This is a genomic window from Aeromicrobium sp. Leaf289 (genome assembly GCF_001423335.1).
In the GTDB taxonomy this organism is placed as follows: domain Bacteria; phylum Actinomycetota; class Actinomycetes; order Propionibacteriales; family Nocardioidaceae; genus Aeromicrobium.
The window spans coordinates 1087092-1099553 of record NZ_LMNK01000002.1 but is presented as its reverse complement, the minus strand read 5'-3'; the positions used below and the strand labels follow the sequence as shown (position 1 = coordinate 1099553).

Annotated in this window: 14 protein-coding genes and 1 tRNA gene; 8 read left to right on the top strand and 7 right to left on the bottom strand. The window is 71.5% G+C overall.

The features are described from left to right. Nucleotides 1-28 precede the first annotated feature (28 nt). Complete coding sequence (locus ASF37_RS09300; protein WP_056555930.1) at nt 29-667, bottom strand: TetR/AcrR family transcriptional regulator; 639 nt, start codon at nt 665-667, stop codon at nt 29-31. 93 nt (nt 668-760) lie between these two features. Here ASF37_RS09300 and ASF37_RS09295 point away from each other — a divergent pair, with 93 nt between their 5' ends. Both ASF37_RS09295 and ASF37_RS09290 read left to right on the top strand, forming a co-directional pair. Continuing rightward, nucleotides 761-2293 (top strand): MFS transporter, encoded by a 1533-nt coding sequence (locus ASF37_RS09295; protein ID WP_055964111.1) that lies wholly within the window; start codon nt 761-763, stop codon nt 2291-2293. Nucleotides 2294-2327: 34 nt separating this feature from the next. Further along, a complete protein-coding gene (locus ASF37_RS09290) occupies nt 2328-3140 on the top strand; it encodes an oxidoreductase (RefSeq protein ID WP_056579986.1) in 813 nt (270 codons plus the stop codon). Between the two features lie 3 nt (nt 3141-3143). Here the strand turns inward: ASF37_RS09290 and ASF37_RS09285 are convergent, their stop codons facing one another. Next, nucleotides 3144-4160 (bottom strand): LacI family DNA-binding transcriptional regulator, encoded by a 1017-nt coding sequence (locus tag ASF37_RS09285; RefSeq protein WP_056579984.1) that lies wholly within the window; start codon nt 4158-4160, stop codon nt 3144-3146. Between the two features lie 274 nt (nt 4161-4434). Here ASF37_RS09285 and ASF37_RS09280 point away from each other — a divergent pair, with 274 nt between their 5' ends. Together ASF37_RS09280 and ASF37_RS09275 are read left to right on the top strand one after the other, a co-directional pair. Further along, entirely contained in the window at nt 4435-5700 is a 1266-nt protein-coding gene (locus tag ASF37_RS09280; protein ID WP_056555935.1) for an Nramp family divalent metal transporter, read from the top strand. Nucleotides 5701-5900: 200 nt separating this feature from the next. Beyond that, nucleotides 5901-6815 carry a dihydrodipicolinate synthase family protein gene (locus ASF37_RS09275; protein WP_055964098.1) on the top strand — a complete coding sequence of 305 codons (915 nt, stop codon included), beginning with the start codon at nt 5901-5903 and terminating at the stop codon, nt 6813-6815. Nucleotides 6816-6990: 175 nt separating this feature from the next. Here the strand turns inward: ASF37_RS09275 and ASF37_RS09270 are convergent, their stop codons facing one another. Continuing rightward, nucleotides 6991-7626 (bottom strand): isochorismatase family protein, encoded by a 636-nt coding sequence (locus ASF37_RS09270; protein WP_056579982.1) that lies wholly within the window; start codon nt 7624-7626, stop codon nt 6991-6993. 102 nt (nt 7627-7728) lie between these two features. Here ASF37_RS09270 and ASF37_RS09265 point away from each other — a divergent pair, with 102 nt between their 5' ends. Next, nucleotides 7729-8682, top strand: coding sequence for a GlxA family transcriptional regulator (locus ASF37_RS09265; RefSeq protein ID WP_056579978.1), 954 nt, complete (start codon nt 7729-7731; stop codon nt 8680-8682). 95 nt (nt 8683-8777) lie between these two features. On the opposite strand, the gene ASF37_RS09260 is transcribed toward ASF37_RS09265, so the two are convergent. Continuing rightward, a tRNA-Tyr gene (locus tag ASF37_RS09260) sits at nt 8778-8859 on the bottom strand. A gap of 127 nt (nt 8860-8986) precedes the next feature. Here ASF37_RS09260 and ASF37_RS09255 point away from each other — a divergent pair. The 3 genes from ASF37_RS09255 (at nt 8987) to ASF37_RS09245 (ending at nt 10545) form a co-directional block, all read left to right on the top strand. After that, a complete protein-coding gene (locus ASF37_RS09255; RefSeq protein WP_056555944.1) occupies nt 8987-9391 on the top strand; it encodes a helix-turn-helix transcriptional regulator in 405 nt (134 codons plus the stop codon). A 1-nt stretch (nt 9392) separates the two neighbouring features. Continuing rightward, nucleotides 9393-9878, top strand: a complete 486-nt coding sequence (locus ASF37_RS09250) for an SRPBCC domain-containing protein (protein WP_056579976.1) — start codon at nt 9393-9395, stop codon at nt 9876-9878. 175 nt (nt 9879-10053) lie between these two features. Beyond that, entirely contained in the window at nt 10054-10545 is a 492-nt protein-coding gene (locus ASF37_RS09245; protein ID WP_055964084.1) for a YajQ family cyclic di-GMP-binding protein, read from the top strand. Nucleotides 10546-10587: 42 nt separating this feature from the next. Here ASF37_RS09245 and ASF37_RS09240 read toward each other — a convergent pair whose 3' ends face one another. From ASF37_RS09240 to ASF37_RS09230, 3 genes are all read right to left on the bottom strand, one after another. Continuing rightward, nucleotides 10588-10971: a hypothetical protein gene (locus ASF37_RS09240; protein WP_055964081.1), complete on the bottom strand. Its 384-nt coding sequence runs from the start codon at nt 10969-10971 to the stop codon at nt 10588-10590. 82 nt (nt 10972-11053) lie between these two features. Further along, a complete protein-coding gene (locus ASF37_RS09235) occupies nt 11054-11794 on the bottom strand; it encodes a TIGR02206 family membrane protein (RefSeq protein ID WP_056579974.1) in 741 nt (246 codons plus the stop codon). Nucleotides 11795-11811: 17 nt separating this feature from the next. After that, nucleotides 11812-12399 (bottom strand): bifunctional 2-polyprenyl-6-hydroxyphenol methylase/3-demethylubiquinol 3-O-methyltransferase UbiG, encoded by a 588-nt coding sequence (locus tag ASF37_RS09230; protein ID WP_055966224.1) that lies wholly within the window; start codon nt 12397-12399, stop codon nt 11812-11814. Nucleotides 12400-12462: the final 63 nt, after the last annotated feature.

Genomic DNA, 12462 nt, shown 5'->3' with positions numbered 1-12462 from the left:
CCTCGGGAGTCCTCACGAGGCGCGACGCCTAGGGCAGCAGGTCGCCGGCGCGCGTCTCGGTGCCGGTCGTCGCTCCGTACGACCGGTCGATCGCGGTGAGCACGGTCTCCAGAGCGGCCTCCCGCTCAGCGTCGGACGCACCGCGCACGGCGCCGTCGACGGCGAGCACGGAGAACCCGTGCATCGCGGACCAGCACGTGATCTCCGCACCCGGGCGAGCCTGTGCCGACAGGAACCCGACCTCGACCAGCTCGTCCAGGGCCTGGCCCAGCAGCAGGTAGGGACCGGCTCCCTCCAGGTCCGTCGAGACCGCCACGCTGGAGAACGCCAGCGAGAACAGGCCGGGCTCGCCCACGGCGAACTCCACGTAGGACCGTCCGACCGCCGCGAGGCGACGGCGCGCCCTCAGCACGGGATCGTCGGTGTCGACGTCGGCCCAGCGCCGCTGCATCGTCTCGACCAGGCGGTCCATGACACGGCCCGCGACCTCCGCCACCAGGTCGTCGCGATTGGCGAAGTGCCGGTAGGCGGCGTTGTGCGAGACACCCACCCGGCGCGCGAGGTCGCGCAGCGCCAGGCCGTCGGCACCTCGCTCGCGGGCGGCGTCGACCGCGGCGTCGACGAGTGCCTCGCGCAGGTTGCCGTGGTGGTACGCGGGGGACGCCATGGCACCACCCTAGCGAAGGACGGCTCTCATGTTGACAGCGACAACACTAGCCCTCATGCTCAATGTTGACGCCATCAACTTCGAGGAGCGCGCATGCCCCGGAAGTCCCTGATCCTGCTCACCGTGTGCCTCGCGACGCTGACGATCAACCTCTCCACGATGATCGTGAACATCGCGCTGCCGTCGCTCGCGGACGAGCTCGACGCCGGCACGCGTGACCTGCTGTGGATCGTCGACGGCTACAACCTGGCCTTCGCCTCCCTCGTGCTCGCGATGGGCAGCCTGTCGGACCGGTTCGGTCGTCGGCCCGCCCTCGTCCTCGGCCTCGCCGGCTTCGGACTGAGCAGCGGCGCCGCCGCGCTGGTCGACAGCAGCGGTCAGCTGATCGCCCTCCGGTTCGCCATGGGCGTCTTCGCCGCCGTGATCTTCCCGACGACGCTGTCGATCATCGCCAACACCTTCACCGAACGGCGCGCACGTGCGTCCGCGCTCGGTCTGTGGGGCGCCTCCGTCGGCGTCGGCGTCGCCATCGGGCCCGTGGTCGGCGGCATCCTGCTCGAGCACTACTCCTGGCACAGCGTCTTCTGGGCGCTCGTGCCCCTGACCGTCGCCACCATGGGCATGGCGATCGCGTTCGTCCCGGAGTCACGCGACCCGTCGGTGCCGCGCATCGACCGGTACGGCTTCGCCGTCTCCGTCGCCGCCCTGGGCACGCTGACCTACACGATCATCGAGGGACCCGAGCACGGGTGGCGCAGCATCGAGACGTTGACCGGGTTCGCCGGCGCCGCGGCGCTGATCGCCGCGTTCATCGCGATCGAGCGGGCGGTGGAGCACCCCATGATCGACGTCACGCTGTTCCTCGACCGCCGGTTCAGCGCCGCCTGCGCGGCGGTCACGATCGCCTTCTTCGCGCTCTTCGGCTTCATCTTCCTCATCACGCAGTTCTTCCAGTTCATCCGTGACTACACGCCGCTCGAGACCGGCCTGCGCTTCCTGCCCGTGGCCCTCTCCCTGGCGGTCGCCTCGATCGTCGGCGCCCAGCTGGCACCGCGCATCGGCACGAAGCTCGTCGTCGCGCCCGGGCTCGCCCTGCTGGGTGGCGCCTTCCTCTGGATCTCCCAGATCCCGGCCGACGTGGACTACCCGACCGTCGTCGTGCCGCAGATGCTCATGCTCGGCATCGGGATCGGACTGGTCAGCACGCCGGCCACGGAGTCGATCATGCAGGTGCTCCCGCCCGCCCGCGCCGGGGTCGGCTCGGCCGTCAACGACGCGACCCGCGAGCTCGGTGGCACCTTGGGCGTCGCCGTCGTGGGCTCGATGTTCGCCTCCCGGTACGCCGACGCGCTCCGCTCGGCCCTCGAGGGGCGCGTCGAGGGGACGGTCCTCGACCGGGCCGCCGACTCCGTCGGGTTCGCCGACGTCGCCGCGTCCCAGGTCCCCGGCCTGTCCGCGGTGGTCGACGCGTCGTTCCTCGACGGCCTCGAGCTGGCGTGCGTCGTCGTCGGCGTGCTGTGCCTCGTCGGCGCCGCCGCAGGACTCCTGGCCCTGCCCGGCGACCGCTACGACCCCCTCGACGCCGAGGACGAGCCCGCCGACGGCACGGCACGCCTCGACGCGTGACTCCCTGACCCCCACCCCCACCACGGAGGACCACATGAACGAAGCACGCCCCGTCGCCATCGTGACCGGTGCGTCGTCGGGCATCGGCCGGGCCGCCGCCCGAGCGCTCGCAGACCGCGGGTTCGTCGTCGTCGGCACCAGCCGCCGCGGCAGCGGCGAACCCGACACCGACGGCATGCTGCTCCTGCCGCTCGACGTCACCAGCGACACGTCGGCGACCGCACTCGTGCAGGACGTGCTCGACCGGTTCGGACGGATCGACGTGCTCGTCAACAACGCCGGCATCGGGCTGCTCGGCGCCGCCGAGGAGAGCTCGGCCGAGCAGGCCGCGCGGGTGCTCGACGTCAACGTGCTCGGTGCCATCCGGATGACGAACGCCGTCCTGCCGCACATGCGCGGACGCGGCAGCGGACGGGTCGTCAACGTCTCGTCGGTGCTGGGCCTGATGCCCGCGCCCTTCATGGCGGTCTACTCCGCCACGAAGCACGCGCTCGAGGGCTACTCGGAGTCGCTCGACCACGAGATCCGCGCCCTCGGGGTGCGCGTGCTGCTGGTGGAGCCCGCCTACACCAGCACGTCCTTCGAGGGCAGCGCGCTCGCTCCGGACCGACCCCTCACCGAGTACGACGCGCAGCGGGCCACCGCGGCCGACGTGCTCGCCGCCGCCATGCGCGGTGCCGACGATCCGGCCGTCGTGGCCGACATCGTCGCGAAGGCTGCCACCGACCGCCGACCTCGCGTCCGCTACCCGGCGGGCCCCCTCGCGCGGCGGGTGTCCCTCCTGCGGCGGCTCGCCCCGCGGGCGGCGTTCGACCGCCAGGTCCGCAGCCTCAACCGCCTGCCGTGAACCTCAGCGCGGCGGACGCGCCGACGTACTGCGGGGGATGAGCGTGGGTGCGACGGTGACGTGCCGCGGCGACGCTCCGGCACGGGCCTCGTCGAGCAGCTCGAGCGCAGCGGCGGCGATCTGGTCGAACGGCACGCGCACCGTCGTGAGCGGACGAGGCAGGCGGGCCGAGACCGGGACGTCGTTGTAGCCCACCACGGAGAGGTCCTCGGGCACCGAGAGACCCAGCGCCTGGGCCGCCGCGAGCACGCCGATGGCCGTGTTGTCGTTGACCGCGAACACCGCGGTCGGCCGGTCGCCGGCCGCGAGCACCTCGCGCGCGACCAGCTCGCCGGACTCCATGCTGAACGCCGACTCGTGCACCAGGTCGTCGACGTCCGTCACCCCGGCCTCGGCCATCGCGCGCCGGAAGCCCGCCTGACGACCGACCGCGCTCGACGCGAACGAGGGCCCGGCCACCAGGGCGATGCGTCGGTGACCGAGGTCGAGCAGGTGCCGGGTGGCGAGGTAGCCACCGAGCTCGTCGTCCCCGGTGGCCGACGGGGTGGTGCCGTCGGAGCGCAGCGCCAGCACCACCGGCACCCCGTGCCCACGCAGCCCCGACGTCACGTCGTCGTCGAGGCGCGCCGTCGTGAGCACCAGGCCGTCGATCCGCTGGTCGAGGAGCTGCTCGACGGCCTCGGCCTCGGCGGCCGGGTCGTCATCGGTCGTGGCGACGATGGCGAACTGACCGCGGCGGGCGCACGCCGCGGCCAGCTGCTCGAAGGTCATGGCCATCACCGTGTCGGTGAGCCGTGGCACCAGCACGCCGATGGTGCGGGTCTGCTGCCGTCGCAGCGCAGAGGCGAAGCGGTCGCGTCGGTAGCCGAGCCGTCGCGCGGCCTCGCGGACGCGCTCCGCGGCCGGACTGCCCGACGGCGGCAGTCGCTCGTCGAGAACCCTCGAGACGGTCGACTTCGAGACGCCTGCCTCGCGCGCGACGTCGAGGATCGTGGGGGGACGCACGGGCGTCTCGGTCACGCTGTCCTCCTCTGGTCGACGAGCCGGGTGCTGGCCAGCATAGGCGCAGACGGCGCTCGCACCCATCTGCCCGCTCCCGAAGACGCTCACCCGAAACGGTTGACAGCGTGGTCCCGGTCACACACGATGGGAACGTTCCCGTGAACGTTGTCACACTCCGGCTGCGCAGCGTGGCCACCCGCCGACGACGTCCGTCCACCACGAGGACACCGCCCGGACCGACCGGACTGCCCACACGGACGAGCCCCCGTGGGATAGACAGAGAAGGACGACCATGACTGACACCGCCCCCGCCACCGCCGAGCAGGCGGGACCCCGCTCGGACCGATCCCGCCGCTCACGCCGCGGGCTCGCCGCCACGCTCGCCCTCATGGGACCCAGCTTCATCGCCGGGGCCTGGCAGTTCGGACCCGGCAACCTCGCGTCGGCCGTGCAGGCCGGCAGCGCCCACGGATACGCCCTCATCTGGGTCATCGCCGTCTCGACGCTCCTCATGATCGTCTTCACCGACATGAGCGTGCGCCTGGCCATCGTCTCCCCCGGCTCCCTCGTGCAGACGATCAAGGACCGACTCGGCCGCCCGGTCGGGACGGCCGCCGGCATCGGCGTCTTCCTCATCAGCCTCTGCTTCTCGGTCGGCAACGCCGTCGGGTCGGGCCTGGGCTTCTCGATGCTGTTCGGGGGCTCCCCCACCCTCTGGACCATCGGCTGCACCGTCGTCGTCGGGGCCGTGGCCTGGGCACCCAACTACTACAAGCTCTTCGAACGCGCCATGCTCGGGCTGGTCGTGCTCATGGGCATCGGCTTCGTGCTCGGCGCCTTCCTGTCCAAGCCCGACTGGGTCGCCGCGGCCGACGGCCTCTTCCCGACCATCCCCTCCGACGCGGGCCTGCTGATCATCGCCCTCGTGGGCACCAACTTCTCGATCAACGCCGCGTTCTTCACCGGGTACGCCTCGCGCGAGCGGGGTCTGAAGGCCGAGGACTACCGCACGACGACGATCGCGGACACGATCCCCGGCATCCTGGCGCCCGGCATCATGACGGCCCTCGTCATCGTCACCGCGGCCGCCGCGCTGCAGAACACCGGCACCGGCGCCGCCACCTTCCCCGAGCTGGCGAACGTCCTCCGTCCGGTCGCGGGCGAGCTCGGCGCCACGCTGTTCGGGCTCGGCTTCTCCGCCGCTGCGTTCTCGTCGATGGTCGCCAACGCGACGGCCGGCGGCACGCTGCTCTCCGACGGCCTCGGACGCGGCAACACGATGGACCGGGTGAGCGTCAAGCTCGGCATGCTCGCGGTGCTGGCCTTCGGGCTCGTGGTCACGCTCGTCTCGAACGGCTCACCCGTGGAGCTGATCATCACGGCACAGGCCCTCACGGTGATCGTCGCACCGCTGCTCGGCCTCCTGCTGTTCGTCATGACCACGCGCCGCGACCTGATGGGTCGCTACGTGAACCGGTGGTGGCAGAACGCGCTCGGGCTGGTGGGGCTCGTGGCGATCTTCGCGCTCTGCTACCGACTGCTCACGATCGTGCTCTGACCCGCTGCGCAGCACGCCGCCGTCGGCCCCGCTCCTTCTCGAGGAGCGGGGCCGACGGCGTTCGCAGAGGCCGTCCCGATCGATCTCGGGTCGACGTCGCTTGGCCCTTGACACGGTGACCGGGGTCACGCACACTCATTGTGGGAACGTTCCCGCGAACGTTCCGTAACCACGACCGACCCGTTCGAAGAGGACCCACCATGACGCTCGACCTCCGCGGCCTCACCCCGGCCCCCGTCACCCCGTTCACCCGCGACCTCGAGGTCGACTACGACGCCGTGGCGTCACTGACCCGCTGGTACGCCTCCATCCCCGGCATCACCGGCCTGGTCTATCTCGGCCACGCGGGCGAGGGCACCTACCTCACGCAGGAGGAGCAGGTGAAGGTCATCGAGGTGGCCGTCGCGAACGCCGGCGACGTGCCGGTCATCGCCGGCATCACCGGCGAGGGCGACAAGGTCGCGGGTCTCGAGGCCAAGCGCGCCGTCGACGCCGGCGCCAGCGCCGGACTCCTGTACCCCTCGCACGGCTGGCTCCGCTTCGGCTACCAGCAGGGCGCCCCGCAGGAGCGCTACCGCATCGTGCACGAGGAGTCGGGCCTGCCGCTCATCCTGTTCCAGTACCCCGATGCGACCAAGGCCTCCTACGACCTGCAGACCCAGCTCGAGATCGGCGCGCAGCCCGGCGTCTTCGCGACGAAGAACGGTGTGCGCAACATGCGCCGCTGGGACACCGAGATCCCCGTCCTGCGCCAGGAGCTGCCCGACCTGCAGATCCTCTCGTGCCACGACGAGTACCTGCTCCACACGATGTTCGACGTCGACGGCCTGCTCGTCGGCTACGGAGGAATCGCCCCCGAGCTGCTGGTCGAGCTCATCGCCGCCGGCAAGGCGCACGACTACCCCGCGGCCCGCGCCCTCCACGACGCCCTGCTCCCGGTGACCAAGAACGTCTACCACCGCGGTTCGCACATGGAGGGCACCGTGGCGCTGAAGCTGGCCCTCGTCGAGCGCGGCAAGCTCGAGCACGCCGCCGTCCGCCCGCCGCTGCTCGACCTCGCCCCCGAGGCGCAGGGCGAGATCAGCCTCGCCCTGAAGCAGGCCGGGATCATCTGATCCCACCCCGCGACCCGGTGGCTCCCGGCGTCGCGCCCCGACCCGCCGTGTGGACACGCGGGGCTCGGACCCACCTGACGGGTCCGGCTCGGGGCGCGACCCTGGGGGTCACCAGCGCACGAGACGCCCCTCGCCGACCGGCGAGGGGCGTCTCGTCGTGCGGGACGCGTGGCGCTCAGCCGCTGAAGCGCTCCCGGCCCTGGAGAGCAGACGTGCCGAGGTCGCTCTTCGGCAGCGCGGTGCCCGCCCGGGCGGCCTCGACCCAGTCGTCCGTGGTCCCGACGGCGGCGAAGTTGGAGTTGAGCAGCACCATCAGCGTCGAGTGCACCTGCTCGGCCGACGCGCTCCCCGCCTCGTTCGCGAGGTGGATGGCCCCGGTCGCGTCCGACAGCACCTCGGCGGCGATGCCCCGCGTCTCTGCGTCGGCGGCCGTGGCGAGGTCGCAGTTGTTGGTCATGTAGCCGACGATCGTGATCGTGTCGACCTGCCGGTCGGCGAGCCACTCGGTGACACCGTCGGCGCTGAACGCGCTGCCGTGGACCTTCGAGGCGCGGCCGAACTCCGGCCTCAGGCGGCGCTCGACCTCCGGGTGCAGCTCCCAGCCCTTCGAGCCGACCGCGAAGACGGGCGAACCCTCCGGCAGCTCGTGCTGGAGCACCAGGACCGGCACGTCGAGCTCGACGGCGACGTCGATGGCTCGGGAGATGTTGGCGAGCGACTCCTCGCGGGGTGGGTGCTGGACCTCGAGCGGACCGTCGACGTACTCGTTCTGGACGTCGACGACGACGAGGGCGCGGCGGGTGGCGGTCACGATGGTGCTCCTTGGTTCGTCCGGGTGGACCTCCATCCTCGGGGTGGGGGCCAGGTACCGTGAGTGGCCCGAACGCCACCTATCGATGCTTCCAGGACAATCATGCGGATCGCGGTCCACGCCTTCGACGGCATCAGCCTGTTCCACCTTTCCGTGCCGACGACCGTCTTCGCCGAGGTCGCGCGGCTCGGCCTCGACTCCTCCTGGCGCACCACGGTCTGGAGCAGCGAGGCCCGCGTGACGACGGCGGAGGGAGTCTCCCTCGGCGACCTGGCCGGTCCCGACGCGACGACGGACGCCGACCTGCTCGTCTTCCCCTCGTGGCACGCCGACCTGCGCCCGGCCGACGACACCGTGGCCACGGTGATCCGGGAGGCGGCCTGGCGGAGTGCTCGCCTGGTGGGGCTGTGCCTGGGTGCGTTCCCCCTGGCCGGAGCGGGGGTGCTCGACGGACGGTCCTCGGTCACCCACTGGGGCGCCGCCGAGGACCTGGCGGCGCGGTACCCCGACGTCGACGTCGACGCCGACGCGATCTACGTCGACCACGGCGACGTGCTCACCTCGGCCGGGACGGCCTCGGCCATCGACGCCTGCCTGCACGTCGTCCGACGCGAGCTCGGCTCCGAGGCGGCGACGACCCTCGCCCGGCACCTCGTCGTCGCACCCCACCGCGAGGGCGGGCAGGCGCAGTACATCGCTCGCCCCATGCCCGAGCCCGACGGCGTCGGACAGCTCGGTGACACCATCGCGTGGACCATCGAGCACCTGGACCAGCGGATGACCGTCGAGGCGATGGCCGACCACGCACGGATGAGCACCCGCAACTTCACCCGTCGCTTCACCGAGGCCACCGGCGCGAGCCCCGCGCGGTGGCTGTCCGGACGCCGCCTCGACGAGTCGCGCCGACTCCTGGAGCGGACCGACCTGCCGGTCGCGTCGGTCGCGCGGCGGTGCGGCTTCGGCAGCGTCGTCACGTTCCGCCAGCGCTTCACCGACGCCTACGGCACCACGCCGACCTCGTACCGTCGGCGCTTCGCTGCGCTTCCCCATCACTGAGCCGCCCGCAGCGGGTGGAGCTCGATCATGAAGAACGGGCCCCGCCGGGCTCTCGCCCGACGAGGCCCGTCGGTTCCAGCGACTCTCTCACGCTGTGGCAGGTGCAGGATTCGAACCTGCGAAGGCAATGCCGGCTGATTTACAGTCAGCTCCCTTTGGCCGCTCGGGCAACCTGCCAGGGATGCTGCCCGCCGAGACGGGCAACGACGAGAAACCATACCGCAGAGGGGCCTGCGCAGCCCAACCGCATCCGTGCCCTCGAAGGGGTTGACAACCTACAACCATCTAGTTGTAGGTTGTGCTCATGAGTGATCACCAGGACGACGACCGGGCCGATGCCCTGTTCGGCGCCCTGGCCGACCGGACCCGGCGCGACATCCTGCGCCGCGTGCTGGCCGGGGAGCACTCCGTGAGCCGGCTCGCCGAGCACTACCCGATGAGCTTCGCCGCCGTGCAGAAGCACGTCGCGGTGCTCGAACGGGCCGGTCTGGTCACCAAGCGTCGGGTCGGCCGCGAGGCCCTCGCGAGCGGGGACGTCGAGGCCGTGCGGTCCGTCGCCTCGATGCTCGGCGAGATCGAGGCCGTGTGGCGCGGACGCGTCGCCCGGATCGACGACCTCCTCGCCCAACCGACAGCCCAACCCACCGCACCATCCGCCACACCGTCCGAGCAGCACGACACCACCACCCACACCACCCAGGAGAAGTGACATGCCCGTCATCGACGTCCAGAAGGACCTGGACCAGCGCACCATCACCATCACCGCCGAGTTCGCCGCTCCCGTCGAGCGCGTGTTCGGCATCTACGCCGACCCCCGCCAGCTGGAGAAGGTCTGGGGACCGCCCACCCACCCCGCGACGTTCGTCGACCACGACCTGACGCCCGGCAGCCGCATCACCTACTACATGACCGGCCCGGAGGGCGAGAAGTACGGCGGCTACTGGGACGTGGTCTCCGTCGACGCCCCTCACGGCTTCGAGGTGCGGGACGGCTTCGCCGACGCGGACCTGAACCCCGTCGAGAGCATGCCGTCCTCGACCAACAGCTTCCGCTTCGAGCCGATCGACGGCGGCACCCGCGCCACCTACGTCTCCTCCTACCCGACCGCCGAGGCCCTGCAGCAGGTGCTCGACATGGGGGTCGAGGAGGGCGCGCGCGCCGCCATGGGGCAGATCGACGACTTCCTGGCGGCCTGACCCGGCAGGGGTGCCGGGCCCTGGGCGGCAGACGGCCCGGCAGGGGTGCCGGAGCTGCGTCACGGCCTGGGGCGGCAGACGGCACGGCGGGCACTCGAGGCGAGCGCCTAGTCTGAGGGGCGGGACCTGCGGGTCCCGTCCCTTCGCCGTCCCAGCCAGCACAGGAGAGAGAACCGTGGCCGACTCCTCGTTCGACATCGTCAGCAAGCTCGACCGTCAGGAGGCCGACAACGCCCTCAACCAGGCGATGAAGGAGATCTCCACCCGGTACGACTTCAAGAACACCGGCGCACTGCTGGAGTGGAAGGGCGAGGAGGGCATCGAGATCACCGCGAACGCCGACGAGCGCGCTCTCGCCGTGCTCGACGTGTTCAAGGAGAAGCTCGTCAAGCGCGGCATCAGCCTCAAGGCGCTCGAGACCGGCGATCCCCGTCAGAGCGGCAAGGACGTCAAGATCAACGGCACGTTCAGCCAGGGCATCAGCACCGAGCAGGCCAAGAAGGTCTCCAAGCTCATCCGAGACGAGGGGCCCAAGGGCGTCAAGGTCCAGATCCAGGGCGACGAGCTTCGCGTCACCAGCAAGAAGCGCGACGACCTCCAGGAGGTCATCGCGCTGCTGAAGGGTGCCGACCTCGACTTCGCGGTGCAGTTCGTCAACTACCGCTGACGGACGCATCACCCGGTCGAGGCCGGCCGTACCCCCTCGGCGTCAGCGGTCGACGCGGACCACCGACAGGTCCTCGGCGATCTCGACGCTGACGTCGTCGTCGTTGCCGAGGTCGACCTCGACCTCGTAGGCGTGGTCGCGGTCGTCGCTGCGCTCGACGTCGGTCACGCGACCCTGGCCGACCTCGTCGAGGGCGACCTTCTCGAGCTGGCCGCGCAGGTCGGCGTCGGTCACGTCGTCACCGTCACCGCCGTTCGTGGACCCGGCCGACGGGCTCTCCGACGTCGGCGCACTCTCGGTGGACTGCGCGGACGAGGTGGCGGCGGGGACGACGTCGTCATCGGCGTCGTCGGAGCCGCAGGCGGTCATGCCGAGTGCGAGCACGAGGGCGGTGGCGGAGGCGGCGAGCAGGCGGGTGGTCTTCATGGGGTTCTCCTCGGGGGCTTGGTGTGGTCCCCATGCAAGGCCCCGTGCGTGAGAGCGGCATGACGCGACGGTGAGAGGCTTCTCATGCAGGGCGCGCGGCGCCGGCGAGGGTGCCGGTGCGGGCGCGCGTCCACGGCCACACCAGCAGAGCCCAGACTGCGGCGACCACGGCGATCTCGACCGCCACGTACCAGGGCCACGCCGGCAGGACGTCGAGCAGCGAGGCGCGGCTCGGCTTGCCGTTGAGGTAGCCGTAGTTGGTGTCGGCGAGCGTGTTGTAGACCAAGACCGACGCCGCCCAGACGAGCGTGATCACGACCGTGCGGCGGTAGGTCGACCACGTCGGCAGCACACCGAGCCCGACGACGAGGTAGACCGCGGCCCACACGATGAGCAGGTGCATCGCCCAGAACATGACGAACCTCGGCTCGGGCCAGGCGGAGGCGAGGTCGGGCGTGGCCATGCCTTGCGTCGTGAGAGTGAGGCCCCAGAGGTAGGTGACGGTCGACGTGAGACGAGAACGCGTCCACAAGGCGTGCACCGCGAACATCCAGGCCAGGTCGCACAGCTGGAAGGGCAACGACGTGCGCGGGTTCCACTCCGCCGGCAGCAGCTGCAGGACCTGCAGGGGCACCGTCACGGCGACGATGCCGACGGCGAGGACGCGGCTCGTCGTGGCCTCCCCTGCCGTTCCGCGCACCCGCCGGCCGAGCAGCACGATCGGCGCCAGGCCGACGGCGAACAGCACGAGCACCGTCACGTGGCTGGTGTCGTACGCCTGGAACTCCCCCGCTGCGAGCACGTCCCGTCCGTCGATCACCACGACCGCAGCGTAGACCGCTAGGCGGGCCGCCGGGCGATCGTCACCGCGAAGTCGGACGCAGGGGTGAGCGGCCGCAGGTCCCACGTGGCGAACCGCTGCTCCACGGCGAGGCCGGCGGCGTCGAGGTCGGCGTCGAGGTCGGGCAGGCCGTAGTGCCAGTCGAGGCGGAAGCCGAGCACCAGCGCTCCGTCGTCGGTCACGTGGCTCGCGAGCCGCTGCACCACCTGCCGTTCGGTGCCCGGCGCCAGGAAGACCATCACGTTGCCGGCGGTGACCACGACGTCGAACGTCTCGCCGAGGTCGAGCCCGGCGAGGTCGGCGACCAGCCAGCGAGGCCCGGGGTGCGTGGCCTGCGCCTCGGCGACCAGCACCTCGTCGGCGTCGACGCCGGTGACGTCGTGCCCCCGCCGGTGCAGGGTCCCGCCGAGACGTCCGGCACCGCACCCGGCGTCGAGCACCCGGGAGCCGCGCGGGCTCAGCGCGTCGACGAGCCGCGCCTCGCCCTCGAGGTCGGCACCCTCGGCCGCCAGCTCGCGGAACCGGTCGCGGTACCAGGTGGAGTGGTTCTCGTCGGTGTCGGTGAACCAGCGTGGTGTCGACGTCATGGACACCATCGTGGACGATCGCCCACCCCCGTGCGCGTCCGGCCGGACGGCCCGTCGCATCGA